The organism is Robertmurraya sp. FSL W8-0741 (genome assembly GCF_038004005.1).
Lineage (GTDB): Bacteria > Bacillota > Bacilli > Bacillales > Cytobacillaceae > Robertmurraya > Robertmurraya siralis.
On record NZ_JBBOQG010000001.1, the window covers coordinates 3,989,276 to 4,009,238 of the forward strand.

Annotated in this window: 19 protein-coding genes; 7 read left to right on the forward strand and 12 right to left on the reverse strand. The window is 37.1% G+C overall.

The window, feature by feature from the left end; genetic code table 11:
- Positions 1–81: 81 nt before the first annotated feature.
- Both NST02_RS19450 and NST02_RS19455 read right to left on the reverse strand, forming a co-directional pair.
- A complete protein-coding gene (locus tag NST02_RS19450; RefSeq protein ID WP_340949609.1) occupies positions 82–1,737 on the reverse strand; it encodes a metal ABC transporter solute-binding protein, Zn/Mn family in 1,656 nt (551 codons plus the stop codon).
- An 84-nt stretch (positions 1,738–1,821) separates the two neighbouring features.
- Positions 1,822–2,811 carry a metal-binding protein ZinT gene (locus NST02_RS19455; RefSeq protein ID WP_137744133.1) on the reverse strand — a complete coding sequence of 330 codons (990 nt, stop codon included), beginning with the start codon at positions 2,809–2,811 and terminating at the stop codon, positions 1,822–1,824.
- Positions 2,812–3,153: 342 nt separating this feature from the next.
- On the opposite strand from NST02_RS19455, the gene vanR reads away from it, so the two are divergent.
- The 5 genes from vanR (at position 3,154) to vanT (ending at position 9,019) form a co-directional block, all read left to right on the forward strand.
- On the forward strand, positions 3,154–3,858 hold the full coding sequence (gene vanR / locus NST02_RS19460) for a VanR-ABDEGLN family response regulator transcription factor (protein ID WP_137744132.1): 705 nt from the start codon (positions 3,154–3,156) through the stop codon (positions 3,856–3,858).
- On the forward strand, positions 3,851–4,942 hold the full coding sequence (vanS, locus tag NST02_RS19465) for a vancomycin resistance histidine kinase VanS (RefSeq protein ID WP_408014803.1): 1,092 nt from the start codon (positions 3,851–3,853) through the stop codon (positions 4,940–4,942). Before vanR ends, vanS begins: the two co-directional genes overlap by 8 nt.
- Positions 4,943–5,073: 131 nt before the next feature.
- Positions 5,074–6,126 (forward strand): D-alanine--D-serine ligase VanG, encoded by a 1,053-nt coding sequence (gene vanG / locus NST02_RS19470; RefSeq protein WP_095309313.1) that lies wholly within the window; start codon positions 5,074–5,076, stop codon positions 6,124–6,126.
- The gene (locus tag NST02_RS19475; RefSeq protein ID WP_137744131.1) at positions 6,123–6,890 is read left to right on the forward strand and encodes a D-alanyl-D-alanine carboxypeptidase family protein; all 768 of its coding nucleotides are present in this window, start codon (positions 6,123–6,125) and stop codon (positions 6,888–6,890) included. The genes vanG and NST02_RS19475 overlap by 4 nt, the downstream gene beginning before the upstream one ends.
- The gene (gene vanT / locus NST02_RS19480) at positions 6,887–9,019 is read left to right on the forward strand and encodes a serine racemase VanT catalytic subunit (RefSeq protein WP_340949610.1); all 2,133 of its coding nucleotides are present in this window, start codon (positions 6,887–6,889) and stop codon (positions 9,017–9,019) included. The genes NST02_RS19475 and vanT overlap by 4 nt, the downstream gene beginning before the upstream one ends.
- 348 nt (positions 9,020–9,367) lie before the next feature.
- On the opposite strand, the gene NST02_RS19485 is transcribed toward vanT, so the two are convergent.
- Genes NST02_RS19485 through NST02_RS19495 form a run of 3 tightly spaced genes read right to left on the reverse strand, consistent with a single transcriptional unit; the run spans position 9,368 to position 11,242 of the window.
- Positions 9,368–10,012, reverse strand: coding sequence for an ABC-2 transporter permease (locus NST02_RS19485; RefSeq protein ID WP_137744129.1), 645 nt, complete (start codon positions 10,010–10,012; stop codon positions 9,368–9,370).
- 5 nt (positions 10,013–10,017) lie between these two features.
- Positions 10,018–10,869 (reverse strand): ABC transporter ATP-binding protein, encoded by an 852-nt coding sequence (locus tag NST02_RS19490; protein WP_212933890.1) that lies wholly within the window; start codon positions 10,867–10,869, stop codon positions 10,018–10,020.
- Entirely contained in the window at positions 10,862–11,242 is a 381-nt protein-coding gene (locus NST02_RS19495; protein WP_340949611.1) for a GntR family transcriptional regulator, read from the reverse strand. Before NST02_RS19495 ends, NST02_RS19490 begins: the two co-directional genes overlap by 8 nt.
- A gap of 246 nt (positions 11,243–11,488) precedes the next feature.
- Between NST02_RS19495 and NST02_RS19500 the strand changes: the two genes are divergently transcribed.
- Both NST02_RS19500 and NST02_RS19505 read left to right on the forward strand, forming a co-directional pair.
- A complete protein-coding gene (locus tag NST02_RS19500; protein ID WP_137744126.1) occupies positions 11,489–12,280 on the forward strand; it encodes a MerR family transcriptional regulator in 792 nt (263 codons plus the stop codon).
- A 519-nt stretch (positions 12,281–12,799) separates the two neighbouring features.
- Entirely contained in the window at positions 12,800–13,711 is a 912-nt protein-coding gene (locus NST02_RS19505; protein WP_340949612.1) for a nitroreductase family protein, read from the forward strand.
- 454 nt (positions 13,712–14,165) lie between these two features.
- On the opposite strand, the gene NST02_RS19510 is transcribed toward NST02_RS19505, so the two are convergent.
- The 7 genes from NST02_RS19510 to NST02_RS19540 all read right to left on the reverse strand — a co-directional run bounded on the left by NST02_RS19510 (position 14,166) and on the right by NST02_RS19540 (position 19,959).
- Positions 14,166–14,507: a hypothetical protein gene (locus NST02_RS19510; protein ID WP_137744125.1), complete on the reverse strand. Its 342-nt coding sequence runs from the start codon at positions 14,505–14,507 to the stop codon at positions 14,166–14,168.
- 367 nt (positions 14,508–14,874) lie between these two features.
- Positions 14,875–15,528 (reverse strand): L-fuculose-phosphate aldolase, encoded by a 654-nt coding sequence (locus NST02_RS19515; protein ID WP_137744124.1) that lies wholly within the window; start codon positions 15,526–15,528, stop codon positions 14,875–14,877.
- An 84-nt stretch (positions 15,529–15,612) separates the two neighbouring features.
- On the reverse strand, positions 15,613–16,479 hold the full coding sequence (locus tag NST02_RS19520; protein ID WP_170211333.1) for a Cof-type HAD-IIB family hydrolase: 867 nt from the start codon (positions 16,477–16,479) through the stop codon (positions 15,613–15,615).
- A 107-nt stretch (positions 16,480–16,586) separates the two neighbouring features.
- Positions 16,587–17,240 (reverse strand): class II aldolase/adducin family protein, encoded by a 654-nt coding sequence (locus tag NST02_RS19525; protein ID WP_137744122.1) that lies wholly within the window; start codon positions 17,238–17,240, stop codon positions 16,587–16,589.
- Positions 17,241–17,420: 180 nt separating this feature from the next.
- Positions 17,421–18,362, reverse strand: coding sequence for a 1-phosphofructokinase family hexose kinase (locus NST02_RS19530; protein ID WP_137744121.1), 942 nt, complete (start codon positions 18,360–18,362; stop codon positions 17,421–17,423).
- A 2-nt stretch (positions 18,363–18,364) separates the two neighbouring features.
- A complete protein-coding gene (locus tag NST02_RS19535) occupies positions 18,365–18,598 on the reverse strand; it encodes a hypothetical protein (RefSeq protein ID WP_340949614.1) in 234 nt (77 codons plus the stop codon).
- Between the two features lie 8 nt (positions 18,599–18,606).
- Positions 18,607–19,959, reverse strand: coding sequence for a PTS galactitol transporter subunit IIC (locus NST02_RS19540; protein WP_137744119.1), 1,353 nt, complete (start codon positions 19,957–19,959; stop codon positions 18,607–18,609).
- Between the last annotated feature and the right edge of the window lie 4 nt (positions 19,960–19,963).

Below are 19,963 nucleotides of genomic sequence, written 5' to 3' on the forward strand. Positions count from 1 at the left end.
ACCTTTCTTCTATTATTAATCAATCCTTACTTACTCATTAAGGAAATATTGCTTATTTTATTCTTTCAAAGCGACCCCTAATTATTGAACACTTAACTGTAAAGACTTCAGATTTTCACGCATTGCTTCCACGTAGCCTAAGTCTTTTTCTTGCAACTCTTTCGACAGCACCTCTAAATCATAGAGAATAGCTGTTTTTGTACCTGTTTCGTTCGCGACAGTTTCCGCAATTGCTGAATTGGCTCCTTGTTGATAATAGATGACTGGTACACCATATTCTTTTACCAGCTCTCCAATTTCTGCAATTCTGGATGGACTTGGTTCCACTTCTGTAGATAAGCCGCCAACAGCAATCTGCTCTAAATCATATCGTTTAGCAAGGTAACCAAATGCTTGGTGTTGCACGACAAAGACACGCTCTTTAGCATCTTTAAGTGCAGCCTCATATTCTTCATGCAATGCTTGCAGTTCATTAATAAATGCTTCTGCATTTTTTTCATAAACTTCTTTTCCGTCAGGATCAGCTTCAATGAAAGCATCACGAATCACTTTAACTTGCTCTTGTGCCAATACTGGGTCCAACCAAATATGTGGATCGTGATTTTCATGGTCATCAATGACAATTGCAATCGGTTCGGATTCTGCAAATGTATGATGATCATCATCATAAAGAACTGCCATTATTTCGAAGCTCTCGCCAGTCGTTTTATATTCAAAATGATCGCTTTCCTGGCCAGACACTACTTCCCATTCTTCATTTTCGCTTGTACGTGTATACCAATGCCAATGTTCATAGTCTACTTCTTCCTTAAGCTCAGCAACAAGTGTAACAACATCTCCTGTATGATAGTGATCAGCGCGGCCTACAATTTCGATCGTGCCAGCTGCAGCATCGTTTCCATGCTCATGATGCTCATCTTCAGCACCGTGACCATGATCATGGCCATCTTCTTCGCCATGTTCGTGATCATGACTTTCGTCGTGTTCGGCTTCATTACCATGTTCGTGATCAGCCTTATCGTCATGATCATGACCATGATCATTGATGACAATTTCTACTGGCGCTGACTTTGCATATTCATTGTGGGCATCATCAAATAAAACCGCTTGAACCTCGAAACTTTCACCTGTTGCTTCATATTCAAACTGAGGTCCTCCCTGATTCGGTACCGTTACCCATTCCTCATCAGCGTTAGCGCGTGTATACCAATGCCAATGCTCGTAATCAACATTTCCCTCTAATTCCGCTGTTAATTTAACGATATCACCAGTATGATAATGGTCAGCTACACCATGAATCTCCACATTTTCTCCGCCTTCTAATTGGGCATCATGTTCATGATCGCCATGATCGTGTTCATGCTCTCCATGATTATGACCGGAATCTACTCCGTCTGCTGTACGAGCAACTACAAGTTTATCATTCTCAGTCGTTTTTAATAAACTGTCTACCCAATGCTCCATTTCTTCACTGCTATAAACAAATACATCTGCTTCATTAACACGCGCCACATCTTTAGCACTTGGTTCATAATGATGGGCATCTTCTCCAGCAGAGACCATTAAAGTTACGTCCGCCCGCTCTCCTCCTACTTGCTGTGCAAATTCATACATTGGGTAAAACGATGTTACCACGGAAATCTTTTTATCTGAGGAGTTCTCTTCCTTTTGGCAACCAAAAAGAAAAGTACTCACTATTAAAATTAAGGAAATGGCTAGTAACCTATTTTTTTTCATTTCTAGTCCCCTCTTTATCAACACCACTTAAAGCGTAATGTTTACGATTTAACTTACATAATGCACTTATCAAAATATCAGATATTAATGGGCTAACATATCGCGCACAAGACCTTCTGCATCTAAATTGGAAGGGTAATAGGTTGGCCAATTGGTTACTTCCTCTAGCAATCTTTCACGGTCATCGCCCCAATATAAGTGGAAATGATGCGATTTAACTGGGAAAATATTGTGATCACTAAACTGAATATATTGTGGCATTTTCTCAGATCCATCTACTAATTTAAAAATAAAGCGTACTCCTCTGTTTCCTTTTTCATACGTAAGAATTTCATAGCCGTCTTCTGCGTACTCTCCTGAATATTCCTGATTATTTTGGAAAAAGGTTACCATATTATCCTCAATTGTGATCCGATCAACATCTGTTTCATATCCAACTGTATAATATTCCTTATATTCTTCTGCTGTCATATCACCATGTTCTGCTTTATGTTCAAATACTTCATCTAAATCCCCTGATAATAGATATGGGTAAACGGACTGCCAATCACCCTCCCAATCAGACAATTCACGATCTTTTACTTGACTGTCTTCAAAATAGCCTTGATATATTTTTTTACTTTCTTCATCATGTCCATGGTGATCATCAATAACGATTTTAATAGGTGCAGATTGAACAATAGGCTTGTGATCGTCGTCGAATAAAACAACTTTTATTTCTAATCCATCTATCGTTGCTTCACCTGTAAATGTTTCTGTTTCCTGTCCTGAAACAGCTTCCCATTGAGCATCAGCACTTTCTCTACTATACCAATGCCAATGATCAGAATCAGATTCTTCATCTAAAACGGCCGTTAATTCAATCTTATCGCCAGTATGATAGTGATCCGCAACACCTTCAATTTTTATCCCCTCTGGAGCATCATGATCATTCGAATGTTCATCATGATCATGTTCCTCCTCAACATGGTCCTCCGATTCTTTCTCCACTTTTTCCGTTTCTGTCCCTTGACAAGCGGTAAGAAGGAAGCTAAATAGCAACAAGGCAAATAAGCTAAAAAGTAGTTTTTTCATTTTTTTCCCCTTTCTCAACATTTATGTAAATCGTAATTATTACGTTTTATACCGTAGCACTTATTTCTCCCCCCTGTCAAGATTTTTTTATTCCTTGCCAACTCTTAAACTATATTCAAAGGAATTCAACTTTGACCATCCCCCATCTTAACATTTGTTCAATCAAGCGATTCTGCTTCATTTCGTATGAATACAAGGTTTCTCACGAAATGAAGCTATGCTGAATCCAAGGAAAAAAATGAGCCAAAAATCTTATTTAAGATGAGCTCTTCTCATTCAACTAAAGATGATTTAATCTATAATCATAATAAGTAGTATGTTGTAATCATATGAGGTGACAAAATGAACCCTATTTTAGTAGTAGATGACGAAAAAGAGATTGCCGATTTAGTTCAGTTTTATTTAACAAATGAAGGATACGATGTTCAAGTTTTTTATGAGGGCAAGTCTGCTTTAGAATTTATTGAAAAGAATGAATTAGAACTTGCAATATTAGATGTGATGCTGCCAGGAGTAGATGGGTTTTCACTTTGCCAAAAAATCCGCGAAACCTATCATTATCCAGTAATCATGTTAACTGCAAAAATTGAAGATATTGATAAAATTACCGGCCTTACCCTTGGGGCTGATGATTATATTACAAAACCGTTTAATCCGCTAGAAATGGTTGCTAGAGTAAAGGCACAACTGCGCCGTTACACACGCTATAACCCGAGCAACGCTGCAACGAGCCAGCCTAGTGAAAGTACAAATGAATTCGATTTCTCAGGATTAATTATCAATCAAGATACTCATAAATGCACCCTCTATGGAGAATCGCTGTCATTGACTCCTCTTGAATTCTCTATTCTTTGGTATTTATGTGCAAACAGAGGGAAGGTCGTATCCTCTGAAGAACTATTCGAAGCCGTTTGGGGTGAAAAATACATTGATAATAATAATACCGTGATGGCCCATATCGCTCGGCTGAGAGAGAAAATGAAAGAACCATCAAGAAAGCCGAAGTTTATTAAAACTGTTTGGGGGGTTGGCTATACCATTGAATAATCAAGAGGTAAGCACAGGATTAACAGGAAAAATGTTTTTGCGTTTTTTCATTGCGATTACCGTTTTTACAGTAGGATTGATCTCACTCTTTATTGGATCAGCTTATGTATTAAGCTTCTTTACTTGGTATCAAGACGACTTTTTATATCGTATTCTTAACCTTATTAATCAGAACCGAATTGCATTCATCTTAACCGTTTGGGTGATTGGTTTTCTGTTCATTTTCCTTTATTATTGGAGAAAGACATTAGCCTATATCGATACCGTTGTCAACGCGAGCAATATGCTCGTTTCTAATAATGATGAATACATCTATCTTCCTGCTGAGTTAAGACAAGTTGAAGAACGAATGAATTCGATTAAACAGGAGTCTATTCGCAATGCCAGATTGGCGAAAGAAGCAGAACAGCGCAAAAATGATTTACTTGTATACTTAGCACATGATCTAAAGACTCCGTTGACCTCTGTTATTGGCTATATCACATTGCTGAGGGATGAGCAGCAAATCTCTCCAGAGCTTCGAGAAAAATATTTAGCCATTTCTTTAAACAAAGCTGAGCGACTGGAAGATTTAATTAATGAGTTTTTTGAAATTACAAGGTTCAATTTAACTGAGCTTAGCCCAGAAATGAGTCAAGTTAATTTAACAAGAATGCTTGAACAAATAACGTATGAATTTAATCCACTTTTTGCTGAGAAGAACTTAACTTATCAATTAGAAATTGAGGCAAATCTTGAAATTGCATGTGATATCGACAAAATGGAGCGGGTCTTCGATAATTTAATCCGTAATGCGATTAACTACAGCTATGAGCATAGCACGATCTTGATCCGCTCAACGAAGGATGAGAAGTTCGTCCAGCTCCATTTTATCAATCATGGGCGAACAATTCCTCAAGATAAGCTCGCTCGCATCTTCGAACAATTTTATCGCCTCGATACTTCCCGCGCCACAAAAACGGGGGGAGCGGGGCTTGGTCTTGCAATCGCTAAAGAAATTGTTGAATTACACGGAGGCACTATCCTGGCCAACAGTGAAGATGAAAAAGTCGAATTTATGGTAAAACTGCCTATCGAATCGTAAGAAATTCGTAAGATTTTTTTCAGAAAAACGTATTAATTCCTTGATAATAAACGAAAAAATAACACTTTATGTTTTAGTACGATAAATGTGCGAAACATAAAGTGTTTTTATTTTTAGGAGGAATGAATTCAATGGAAAAAATAAGTGTAGCAGTTATTTTTGGCGGCTGTTCAAATGAATACGAAGTATCCCTTCAATCTGCCTATTCGGTCCTGTCCCATATGGATCTTGATAAGTACGAACTGACTTTAATCGGTATTACGAAAGCTGGAGCTTGGTACAAATATAACGGCAGCTTAGATAATATTCAGCAAGATAAATGGTGGAGCGATAAAGAAAATTGTATATCCGTTTCCTTCTCACCAAACAGATATGACAATAAATTAATCGAATATAAGCAAGGGCAATTGATAGAAACAACGATCGATATCGTTTTTCCAGTTCTGCATGGTAAAAATGGCGAAGATGGTACACTACAAGGATATTTAGAATTAATTGGAATTCCGTTCGTTGGTTGTGATACCTTCTCGTCTGCATTATGTATGGACAAGGATAGCGCTCATAAATTAGTGGAACATGAAGGAATTCGCACACCAGCCTCCATCGTTTTTACAAAAAGGCAAATAAAAGAGCAGATCGCCACAGCAACTAAGAAGCTTCATTATCCACTTTTTGTTAAACCAGTAAAATCTGGTTCCTCCATCGGGATCACCCTTGTGAAGGAAGAGAAAGAATTACCTAAAGCGATCGCGGCCGCATTTTGTCATGATGAACGTGTTATTGTTGAAGAATTGATTGAAGGGTTTGAGGTTGGGTGTGCGATCCTAGGAAATGATGAACTGCTTATTGGTGAAGTCGATGAAATCGAATTAGAAAAAGGCTATTTTGATTTCAATGAAAAATACTCGCTTGCAACTTCCCGTATTCACATGCCCGCCCGCATTGACGCTGATACTGCATTAAAAGTTAAAAGAACAGCGAAAAAAATCTATCGCACTCTTGGATGTAGAGGATTAGCGCGGGTAGATATGTTTATTACAAAAAATCAAGATATTGTCTTTAACGAGGTCAATACATTTCCTGGCTTCACAGACCATAGCCGCTATCCAAATATGATGAAAGGAATTGGATTAACGTTTTCAGCCATCATTGATAAAGTGATCCAATTAGGGTTAGAGCGATGAGAACATTAACATTGCATAAAGCTGATGTCTTCAACGGATATTTAGTGTTAGTCAATCGCGCTCACCCCATTAAACCTTCACGACTAAAAAGCGCAAACACTCTCGCACCTTGTCTCGCAATGAACGATGAGGTTTTGCTTGAAAGAAGAGCCGCCGCCTCCCTCAACCAATTAATCGATGAGGTAGGCTGTCGAAAACAAATCGTTTCCGTCAGCGGATTCAGAAGCAAAGAAGAACAGGAAGCACTATTCTCCAATTCTCTCAGACAAAATGGCAGGACATTTACTGAACAATATGTTGCTTATCCGAATTGCAGTGAACACCAAACAGGGCTTGCGATTGATTTAGGAGAAAATCAAGATGTCATTGATTTTATACGCCCTTCTTTCCCTTATACTGGAGTTTTTGCGCAATTTCGAACACTTGCTCCAGATTACGGATTTATAGAAAGGTATGGACAAGGAAAAGAAGCAATAACAGGAATATCTCACGAACCGTGGCATTTTCGCTATGTCGGCTATCCACACGCAAAAATTATCAAGCAACATGATTTTTGCCTTGAAGAATATATTCAGTTTCTTTATGATTATCCATTCAGCGGGCAGCCTTATACATTTTCAGAAAGAGAAACACAATTTGATATTTCTTATATTAGGGCAATTGAACCATTTACAACCATAGAGATACCGGAACGCAGCTTATACCAACTCTCTGGCAATAATGTTGATGGCTTTATATTAACAACTTGGAGTGCACCGCAATGAGATTGAAAAATGACACAGGTGCATTGGATCCATTCAGATTAATCGCTGCTTTCCTAGTGATCGCAAACCATACCTCCCCCCTTCTTTCATTTGGGGAGAATGCTGATTTTATTTTAACGCGAATCATCGCTAGAACAGCCGTTCCATTTTTCCTTATGGTGAGCGGATATTTTCTCTATAAATATATTAAAAATGGAGACAACTCGTATATTCTTGCCTTTTGTAAAAAAATTGCCCTGTTATATGCTTTCTCCATTATATTATTTTTACCGCTTAATCTATATGCTGGGCATTACAAAGGAGAGAATTGGTGGATCACCTTCATAAAAGATCTTTTCATTGACGGCACTTTCTATCATTTGTGGTATTTCCCAGGCTTGATCCTCGGAATATTGATCGTTCGTTTATGTATGAGAAGGCTTGGGCTCCAATTAACCTTTCTATTGTCAATTTTTCTTTATTTGCTCGGATTATTTGGAGATAGCTACTACGGCATAGCAACACAAATCACGTTCATTGACACGTTTTACGATGGCATTTTTTCTATCACAGATTATACAAGAAACGGTTTATTTATGGTACCAATCTTTCTAACAATGGGAATGCTGATCTATCAAGGGCGCAAATCTTCATCATTAAAAAATAATTTATTATTGTTCATTGTATCTTTTGTCCTGTTAGTAGTTGAAGGGCTTTGGCTTCATGCTCATTCCTTGCAACGGCATGATAGTATGTATATCATGTTAGTTCCAACCATGTACTATTTATTTCTCATTCTGCTTCAATTAAATGGAAAAAGCAGTAAAAACCTGCGGAACATTGCAACTATTATGTATATTATTCATCCTTGGATGATTGTCGTCGTACGATTCACTGCTGATCTTTTTAAATTGGAGCACTTATTTATTGTTAATAGTTTCGTGCATTATTTGACGGTTAGTGTGCTTTCTTTTGTTATGGCTGCCTTTTTAAGTTGGGGCATTAAGTGGAGAAAACAAACTCCATCCCCAACCGGTAGGGCTTGGATTGAAATTGATTTACAGGCATTGCGAGAAAATATAGAGATTTTGAGAAAGCTCCTGCCGGGAAATACAAAATTGATGGCAGTAGTAAAAGCGAATGCCTATGGTCATGGCGCAGTTAAAGTAGCAAAAGAATTAAACAAGAACGGAATTAACTCATTTGCAGTCGCTACTTTGGCTGAAGGTATTCAGTTAAGAAAAAATAGAGTCAAAGGGGAAATCCTCGTTCTTGGTTATACCAATCCACAGGATATCCGCTTTCTTAAAAGGTACCGATTAACGCAAACAATCATCGGACTTTCTTACGCTAGAGAATTAAACAAATATGGAATCGGGCTAGATGTTCAGGTGAAACTGGACACGGGCATGCATCGACTGGGTGTTGATGCCTCACAGCTTACCGAACTAAAAAGAATTTATCGCTGTCAGCATTTAAAAATTAAAGGGATTTACTCGCATTTATCTGTATCCGATAGCTTAGAGCCGGAAGATATTAACTCAACTAACGAACAGATTGCTAAATATAATCAGACGATTGAATGGCTGCAATCCCAACAGCTGCGTATCGGCAGACGACATATTCAGGCTAGCTATGGTTTATTGAATTATCCCGATTTGCAGTATGATTATGTTCGTGCCGGCATCGCGCTTTATGGTATCTTAAGCAATAACGATGAGGTCGTTTCCAAAGTGGAGCTGAAGCCCGTTTTAGCTATCAAAGCAAGAGTTGCGATGGTAAAGCACGTCCCACCTGGCGAGTTTGTCAGTTATGGCAGAACATATGAAACTAAAGAAATGATGATAACAGCAGTTGTCACGATTGGTTATGCAGATGGACTGCCGAGAAACTTAAATCATGGACATGTTCTCATTCACGGTCAAAAGGCGCCTATTATCGGAAGAATCTGTATGGATCAGCTCATTGTCGACGTAACCGATCTAGCCAATGTCCAGACCAATGACATCGTTACCATTATTGGAAAAGACGGATCAGAACGGATAACTTCCGAAGAGGTTGCCAATAAGTGTGGTACTATTACGAATGAGCTATTAAGCAGACTCGGTTCTAGACTGAATTATATATACAAGAATCCCTTCTTCCATTAAATTGCTTTATTTGTCGGGGTACTGAATTCGTCTTCCATTTATATGATGAATCAAAGTATAACTCAAATTCTCAATTGTTTGGAAAGATCAGTAAAAAGAATACTTTAGTACCTCAACTTTAATTGTTTCTTGTCTGCAAGCTCCTAAGAAATATAGATGTTCTGCTATTTTCAAGCTCATTTTAACTCTGATTTGATGAAATGATAGGAGAAGGCTCGCTTTCTCTTTCATTTCATCTTAGACAGAGCCATCAGCATAGCTGAAAGGCGTGAGAAACCATGTTTTTTTGATAAATGAGCCAGAATCATATACATGGCCTATATAAGAAGAGGTGACTTCGATTAACATTCACTCTCGTCTTCTATATGCGAAAAGGGAAAATCGATATGATAAAAACAGGATTGCACAACTTATAAAAAAACCACCAATAACAAGAAAAACTTGATGTGACAGTATAGTTTCAACAACCCCCGACAATACGGACGTAAAAGATGGGATAATCAGTAAAGCCAATATACCTACAAATGGAATCATTGTCCATATTTTCGCTTTTGTATAGCCCATTTTGAAAAACATAGGAACCTGTATTCCTATAATAAGGGAATAGACCAATAATGACATGCTGAATCCCAATAGAATGTCAAGCAATTCCAAAGCTTTGATTTCTAGTAGTATCATAAAGACATATATAATCGAAATAGTTATGAAAGATATGACGAAACTAAAAATATAAAAAATATACCTCCCCATGACAATATTGCTCAAACTGATGGACACTGATCCATATAAACGATGAAGTCCATTCTTTTCCTGTATAGCGAATATATTAGACGATAGCAGAGCTGTGAACCAAGAACCGGTAATGCACATAATCATAAAGGATGAACCCATAAATCCAAATATCATGACAATAGCTGCTAATGTCAAATAGATAATGACTTGAGACTTCATCGTATAATAATCAAGTCTTGCCATTTTTAGATATCCTGCCATGCATGTCACTTCCTTTTGCCAATGTGTATCATAATATCGTCAATCGATGCTGCATCAAGGACCAAATGTTTATATTTAGTAGCTTCCTTAATATCGATAAGCCCTTCGAAACCCATATCCGTAATACGTAAACCGATAATCCTTTCCTGTAGAGCCGATGTCAGCTCTTTATGCCTTCCTTTGATAAGGCGAAATCTTCCCAGAAAGTCATCCATTTTCCCGGAGCATACGATCTGCCCTTGATGAATGAAGGTAATATAATCGGCGATTCTTTCTAAATCTGACGTGATATGCGTAGAAAACAATACACTTCTCTCACCATCCTGGATGTATTCTTGCAGCATTTCCAAAAGTTCATCCCGAGAAACGGGGTCTAGCCCACTAGTCGGCTCATCAAGTATAAGCAGTTTTGGATCATGTGACATCGCGCAAGCAAGCATTAATTTCATCTGCATACCACGTGATAATTCGCCCACTTTTTTTTCCAGAGGCAGATCGAAGCGTCTTAACATTTCGTTGAAAACATCATGTCTCCAATTATGATAGAAGGAAGAAATAGCTCTTTCCGTATCCTTAACCGTCCAACTATCCACATAGAAAACATGGTCAAATACAACACCAATATATTGTTTGGCAACATTTTCATATTTCACGTGGTCATGACCAAATATCTGTATTTGTCCACAATCCATTTTAAGCATATTAAGGATAAGCTGTATTGTAGTTGTCTTACCAGCTCCATTAGTTCCAACGAGACCCATGATATAGCCTTTAGGCAAGGAAAAACTAATGTTGTCCAACTTGAAACCAGAAAAAGTCTTACTCACACCATTTAACTCCAAATAATGATTAGTCATTTTCAACCTCCAGCAAAAGCTGTAATAATTCGAGCATTTCTTCATTCGTCATTGATGCTCGTTGCGCTGCTTGAATAGCATGGTTCAAATTAAGCTCCACTTCCTTAATAAGTTGTTCACGAATCAATTCAGAGCCGCTCGACATTACAAAGAAGCCCTTGCCGTGCTGGCTTGTGATGTATCCCTCCTGTTCAAGTTCATTATATGCTCTCGTAGTTGTTAACACGCTTATTTTCAAATCCCGGGCCAATTTACGGAGAGAAGGAAGCATTTCATTTTCCTCTAATTCCCCTGATAAGATCTGATCTTTAATTTGATCTTTAATCTGTTCATAAATCGGCAAACCAGAACTGTTGGAAATAACAATGTTCAACCTATCACCCCAAAACTGTATTACTATCAACATATACAGAATATACAGTTTTAGATGTACTTGTCAATAAGTAATCATCATAGTTTCATGATTCCAAAAAAATCGATCCCCATTTATTTTTATCTTAGTTTAAATGGAGTCACAGGTTTTTTAAAGGAGTTCACCACTATACAGATTCCCCCTTGCCCCCGCCGTTACGTCATATGCTACGCTGTATATGTAAGTACGAAAAGGAGGCTTTTAACTATGAAAAAACAGGAACCTGTTTATACGATTAGTGAGTTTGGACAGAAAGCACGAATTACGGTACGGACGCTGCGATTCTACGAAGAACTAGGTTTAATCATTCCAGCGCAAAAAAATAGTGCCGGACATCGGCTCTATGGGCTGGAGGAATTGGCAAAGCTTCAGCTGATTCAATCATTAAAATTCATCGGCTACTCTTTACAGGAAATCAAAAACTTACTTGAAGATGATGTTAAAGGATTACCACAACTAGAAAAATCTTTAGCGTGGCAACATCAATTATTGACTGAAAAAAGGAATGAGTTAAATCGGGCAATTGAAGCGGTAGAACGTATTCAAATGCTAATGTCGGAAGGGAAGCCCATCACTTGGGCACTATTGCGTTCACTACTTTATGAAATGGAGCATGAGCAAGAACAGGAGCAATGGGTTAGAGAATATTTTTCCGAGGATATCGTAAACCATTTCTTTTCACTTTCAAAAGAGCAACGAAAACAGATTGATTTAGAAATGTTAGAATTGCTATCCACAATCAAAGAATTAATAAAAAATGGAGCATCTCCTCAATCCCCTGAAGCGTTTGATGTTCTCACAAGATTGACAGAGATGGTCACTCGACATATCGATGATCATGAAGCATTCGCGGAGCAACTCGAAAAAGCACAGCAATCGATGGAAACCGAAGAATTAGACTTTAAGTTTCCTAACTTCTTCACAGAAGAAGAAGAAGCTTTTTTGACAGCTATCGGAGAGGCGATGGAGGAGATGTACAAAGAGGAGAATAATCTTTAAGGCATATAGTCTCTAAAACGAGGGAAGTGGAGAAAAACAAGTTCGTTTTTTCCACTTCCCAATCCTGCATCGACGTTAACCGTTTCAGGCATGGGGAAAACTAAACCCTAATCTCTCAAAAGCAGAATAAAGCAACGAACATCGTTGGTCGTTGATAGGGTGTAAACGAAATAAACGGGTTTTCCGATTTAGGGAAATCCGGAATATCTTCAAAAATACCACATTAATTGGAAAATCCCCGCACCCAACTAGTAAATTCCTTTTATTCTTTGCAAAATCCTCGCATTAACCAGATCGTCGAAAAAAATGTTCTCTTTTTAGAGAGCCTTTTAAATAGTATAAGTGAATCATTTTGAATTTTTTGTTACATTATCTCTAAAAATGCTTGTAGCAAAATAAATGGATTATAATAAAAATAAGTATGTATTGTCGTTTTAAATACTGGAAGCACTCACTTAACGGACCTCATCATTATCATTCTCTTCATATTTTAAGTGGGACCTTAAAGGAGTTCAAATTATGCCATTAAAAACTGGACGATTCTATGAAAGTGCTGACGTTGTGATTGATGGAGACAAATGCATTACCTGTGGGCTTTGTGTAAAGGTGTGTAAAGGGGCGCCTTTATTTGTTGAAGATCAAATCATCAAAGTTGACCAAAATCGTGTCTTTGGCTGTATTGCTTGCGGTCAATGTATGGCAGTTTGCCCAACGAAAGCAATTAAAATAAACGGCAGGGGCATGACCCCAGATGATCTCATTGAGCTTCCGAAAATGGAAGAGATCGCTAATTACGAGCATTTAATGTCATTAATGCTCTCCCGTAGAAGTGTGCGAAACTTTAAAAATCAACGAATAGAGCGAGAGAAAATAGCAAAAATTTTAGAAGCAGCAGCAACTGCACCAAATGGACTTGGAAGTTCTGATGTCGAAGTTTTAATTTTAGATGGAAATGATAAAGTTGAAGAATTCACATTAGATTTAGTTAATCTTTTAAAGAAAAATAAGTGGGTTTTCTCGCCACTGATGTTAAAAGCTTATAAGCCTTTTATGAGCAGGGAAACTTATGAATCGATAGAAAGTTTTGCTTCAACTGCAATTGATACCTTTTTAAAAAAATATGAAGAAGGGCAGAACTGGTTAACATATTCGGCACCATTAGCAATGTATTTCCATTCATCCCCATATGCTGATCCTATTGATCCTTATATTCCTGCAACATATGCTATGTTGGCTGCACAAACATTAGGATTAGGAAGTTGCATGATTGGTACGCCTCAATTTATATTAAATTTTTTTGGCAAAAGAACAAAGAAAAAATATGGTATTCCATTAAAAAATAAAAATGGGCTAATGATCATTTTTGGTTATCCCAGTGTAAAATATAGCTTTGCGATAAAAAGAACATTTTCTGATATTAAATTTTATTAACAAGCTGATCTACTGTAACTGAGATTACATGCAAGCTCATCGATTAATTTTTCGCAATCAGACAGTTTATTAGGCAGATAACCTGACTTCTCAAAAGCCCAAAATTTCATTCAATCAATTACATTGTACAAAAGTCAAACTGTAAATTACTCTGTGAATGTTCTTATGATTTACTCCAATTTTTCCCTATGACCTCATACAATATAATGGAAGATTTCATCCCACCCACACTTTTTAAATGGTGAATTATTGTATTTGATGTCTTTGAAATGCCAATCGAGCAAATGGGAGTGGTATCAATATAACAACGATGATTAATGCTCACGCTCATTATTGGGAGCTTGCACACTACTGTGCAGTGATATTAATATTAATTCACCTTCTAATATTAGCCGCTTAACTTCACAAAATTAGTTTCACAATACTTTTAAAGCAATGTCATGGAATAACAAGCTTAATAGTCTAATTGACGTAAGTACAAAAGAAGCTCACCATCAGCTAATTTTTTCACTGTATATTTTCTGATCCTACTGTCAATTTGCTTTTGTTGCTTACTTCCATCACTAAATTTATTAATTAGTTGATAAAAAATCTCGCTCAAGATTCCTGCATTACCACGAAATCCTAAATTAAATCCTAATTGTTCATTCTCAGATAATGGCAGTTCTGTATTATCTTCAAATTCTTTAACATAATCCTTCGTAATTAAAATATAAGATTCCTTGTTCGTTAATCCACGAAGAAGTTCTTCAGCATTATTGGCAACAAAATAGCTGTCATCATTCTTCGAACTCATTTCTATTCCCTCCTATAAATTAGTGCATCCACTTTTATCAATGCCTTAACTACTTTTTAATAACTGATTCATTCTGCTTTCATCTGCTAAATAATTTATTCCCCCTTTCAAACAACTTTCAATATAAACATACCATAATTAAGCGCATCATTCTGTAGAAAATTAGTGTGCTTATTCCATAACTTAAACATTACGCTTACAAAATAAAGAAGAAAAAGACGCTCCCGATGGAAGCGCCCCGCTATCTTACATTTATACATTCCCCATTCCAAATATTTTTAACGGATGTATAATAAAAATTATTTTCTTTACTTTAATTTAATGGAAGCTAATTATCAAATTTCCGCCTAATCACTAACACCAACAATTAATTTTTCTGCTGTCCATAATTCTCAAATCTCCCCACCATCATATTCATTTCCTCATCAGGGAGTATAACCGGTTCTCCAAATGCTCTGGCTTGCCAATATAGCCGTGCGCAAAATTCTATTTGCTCTGTAACAGCGAAGGTTTCTTCCAAACTATCCCCAACAACATTAATTCCATGATTGGCTAGTAGTACCGCTTTTCGATCTTTCATTGCCTCTAGAGCATTTTCAGCTAACTCTTTTGTGCCATATGTTGCATACTTGGCGCATCTTACATTTTTTCCTCCTGCATGTGCAACTAAATAGTCAATCGCCGGTAGATCAATATTTAAACACGATATCGTGGTGGCATAAAGTGCATGGGTATGAATCATTGCAGAAACATCGTCCCTGTTTCGATACACAATCGAATGCATTTGGTGCTCACTTGAAGGTTTCAACGAACCCTCCTTTACATTCCCTTCTAGATCCATAATAACTATATCTTCTTCCTGCAATTGATCATATTCGATTCCACTTGGTGTTATAGCCATAAAGCCGGAATTTTTATTAAAAATACTTATATTGCCACCCGTTCCCACAGTAAGACCTGAATCGACTAATTTTAATCCGTACTTCACCAGTTGTTTCCGTTCATCCATTAATAAAGTCATATCGGTTCGCTCCTTTATTATCTCATCCTTGTCCATCCAGTTAAACCTTGCCCACCAACAAAAAAACATTTAATGCCATACATTTTATTTATCTTTTTGTATAATATAATGTTGAATGCCATAAGCTACACCGTCTTCATCGCATGATTTTGTAACATAAGTTGCGATATTTTTAATTGCTTCCACTGCATTGCCCATTGCAATACTCGTGCCTGATACACAAAACATAGAAATATCATTTAGATTATCTCCGATCGCTGTTACACGATTTAGCGGAATTCCTATGAAATTGGCAAAAGCTTGTAAGGCATTGCCTTTACTAACTTTTGGATGAGCAATTTCAAATTTTTGAATGTCCGATTTAATCACAGTTAAGTCCGCTCTTTTCTCTAATTCCCTCTCCAGCCATTTATGCTTTTCCAGATCAAAAGAAATCATAAAAAACTTTGTTACTGCCAGGGATTTTTCCAGTAGAATTTCTTGCTTGTCTAACACATTGATGATCCCTTTTTGTTTATATTGAGTCACCATCATTTGATTTGCTTTATGCTCAGAAAATGCTGGGTCCTTTTTTCTCAAAGAGGATATTTCCTTCATAATGTTCATCTTTTCATTTTCTAACTGATAGATTCCTTTGTTCGTATAAAGTTCATAATATATTCCTAACTTCTCTGATATTTTTAATAAGTCTTTCACGGTGTTACCATCTAAATAAAGATTTTGGATTACTCTTCCGTCATGATATATTAGTGCGCCATTTGCAGCAATGATTGGGCATTCAAGCTTGGCATCTTTTAAAATCTCTATTATATCTTGAAAGGCACGCCCCGAAACAATAACAACGATATTCCCTTCGGCCTGTGCTCGGCGGACAGCCTCCCTGTTGTTATGACTAATCGTTCCTTTGCCAGATAACATCGTACCATCTAAATCTATTGCAATAAGGTTCATACTCTCTCCTCCAGCCTTAAACATACGCAAAAAACCTCAGCAAGAGCTTCAAACTAGAAGAATACGAGTCATACCAAATACAACCCGTATTCTTGTTTTATCAGCCGTTATTCTTCTAAATTATATTTAAGCTCATTCTCTATCGTTAATTTTTTTATATTTAATGCATCAAATAATAATGCTTTTTGTGCTACATATGCATTATATTCAATTCTTTCGAGCATATCGTATGCTTTTTTTAGCGTTTTATCTAAAACTAGAATACCGTGTTTATTTAAAAGCATGACTTTTGGCAATGAAAAATTTTCCTCTAAATCTCTCACATGTGCTCTTACGGTTTCAGCAAGTTCCTCAGAGGTTGCTGGAGCAAAAGGCAAAACCGGAATTTCTCCAACTTTTTGTGTCCCTTCTGTTAAGTTCGGCATATCTACTCCGACTGTCGCAAAAACAAGGGATTCTTTTGGATGAGCATGAATGACACATTGGACGTCCTCTCTTTCACGATAGCATGCCATATGCATGTTGATTTCGCGCGTTATTTCCCCTTCACCTTCCACAAGATTTTCATCCATATCTACAACAAGGATTTCATAGGGTTTTAACACACAATGTTTTTCTTGTGACATTAAAGTTGGAGTCATAATAATATGTTCTTTATTCATACGAACACTGACATTTCCTCCAGCAGTATTCGTTTCAAAACGGTCAAACATCGTCTTAACGACCTGGACAAGTTCCTCTCTTTCTTTGCGATATAACATAATATCCTCCTTTAATTAAAATGATCATGTCAATAATTTTGAACGTAAGAACACTCTATTCTCATGTTTTGCAGCTATGCTGACAGACTGCTCTTATAATGAAACGTTAAGAGAAAGATATTTTAGTCTGAGCTTAAATGAGCCGTTGAACCCCAGGCAATGAATAGATAGATCCTTCGCTTAATCTATCATCTTATGAAGGACCACTTGCTTTCTTAATTCATTTGCTCGCTTTACTTCAAAACCAGAACTCGTGATTTGCATTGCTTTAGATGCACTAATCGCAGTAGCAAAGACTAAAATATCTTCAATAGAGTGGTGGTGGTAAAGACCATAAACGAGACCACCTACAAAAGCATCTCCGCAACCAGTATCATTCACCGTCTCTACTCTAGGTGCTTTGGCATGATAAGCACCATTTTGATGAAATAGAATCGCTCCCTGTTTCCCGAGCGTGACTACTAAGTACTCCATGTCGATACCATCAAATTGCTGATATGCTTTTAAACAATCATCTATTGAATGGATTTTCATTCCAGTTAGTTCAGATAACTCAAACTGATTAGGTTTTATCAATGTTGGTTGGATTTTCAAAGCTGCTTTCAAATAATCCCCTGATGCATCAACAATGACTTTAGCACCTGTCTTTTTAACTTCTTTCAGAATATATAAATATTCACCTGCACTCATATACTTAGATGGGTTGCCCGCAAAAACCACAAAGTCATCCTTAGTTAGTTTTTTCGATAAGTCGTCAACAAAAGATTCCACTTGCTTTTTCGTCACTTCAGGACCAGTATGTGTAATCATGAAGCTACCCGTATTTGATTCGTCCATTAACACATAATTTTCTCTAATTTCTTTCCCTTCCAATATATAAAATTGCGGGTCTACGTTTTGCTCTTTTAATAACTTGTATAAAATATCCTTTTTCCCCTCACCGGCAAATCCGGTTGCAATATTGGGAGTATTCAAAATAGATAAAACTACTGATACATGAGTACCTTTCCCGCCAATATCCAACATATTACAGGATACTCGATTATTTTTGCCTCTCACCAATTGTCCTTGAACACGCATTATACGATCAATTGCAGGATTTAAGGTTACTGTATATATCAATTTTAAGAACTCCCCACCTTTGTTTTTCTGTACTTTTCTCTCAAGCTGTTCACACGATCATCATAGTCTTTGAAGAGAAGATCATATGCGTTATATCTAATTAATAAACCTATCACAAAAGCTGTCATCCACATTGTAAGATCTTTACTTAAGAAACCAAAGATCATAAGTAGTACTCCAATGACAACCATACCTCTCCAAAACCATTTTGAGGAAATAATTCTGTTAATCATCATTGCTCACCTCAATTCGCTTTTTCTTGAAAGTAAGCTGCATTGTCTTTTTTTCGACCAATGTAGAACCAGATAAAAACTGCAATCCATAGAATCGCTAATATAATTCCCCACCATTCACCTGCCATAGCATTTGCAAACGCAAACCGAAATTCCCCATTTTCCATTGTGCTCCAAGCAAGCATCGTTCCTGGGGCAACATTAACAGTTCCAGTTTCCGTTGCCAGCCTCGTAATATGTGGCGCGAAATAGGTTGCAATATAGAAGAATACCGGGGTTGTAATAATTCCATAAAAGATCATTCGGATTAAATTCCCACGGCTCAATAAAAGAACTGCAACTACTATCGAAAGATTCACTATCCCTGCGAATGGCAATACGATATTTCCTGGTAGAATAATAGCAAATAATAATTCTATCGGGATTAATATAATCGCTGTTACCCATAATTCGTTTTTCCCTGCAAGAATTGGCCAGTCCAAACCAATATAAAGTTCTTGACCCCCATATTTTTTTCGCATTAATTCGGAAATAGCATCAGAAATTGGAGCAAGACCTTGCATAAATAACTTAGAAACCATTGGGAATAAAGTTAATGCTGTTCCTGCCTGAATCGCTAAAATTAAGGAGCCCTGAATTCCGTAACCACCCGCAAATCCAAGTAATAATCCGATAATAGCTCCCATTACATGATTTTCTGCGAATACACCAAGCCTCTCTTTTAACGCCTCTGCATCAGCTTTTTTATTCATAAAAGGAATTTTATCCAACACTTTATCAATTGGGTATAGTAATGTTCCAATTAACGTCATATGATGAGGTACAGTAACACCAGGAATCCCGGTGAGATCTTCTACTTCACGAGCCCAAATATCCCCAGCCTTCAGCTCAATAACCGTTTGAATCGCAATTACAACAAAACCAAGAATAACACTATCAGAGATATACGTTACTAACACGGCAGTGAAAATCTTTCCCCAAACATTCCACATATCGACGTTTAATGTTTTAGTCATTTTAAATATCAACATAAGAGCATTAATGCCTATTTGAATAGGAAATGCTAGAAACGCGAGCGGCCAAGCCCAAGTAATTGAGGCTGCAGTCGTCCAACCACCATCAACAGCTGTTAATGAAATCCCAGTAAGTTCTGTAAAGGATTGGGCCGCAGGGCTGATTGTGTCTAACATAAAACCGACAACCAAATTGATCCCGGCAAAAGCAACTCCGAATGTTATGGATGCACTCAATGCTTCTTTAAAGTTCATTCGTGCCATTAACGCGATCATTAACATGATTATTGGTACAAATACAGATGCTCCCATATCTAATACATATTGGACTACACTTTGTAAAACATCCATAAAT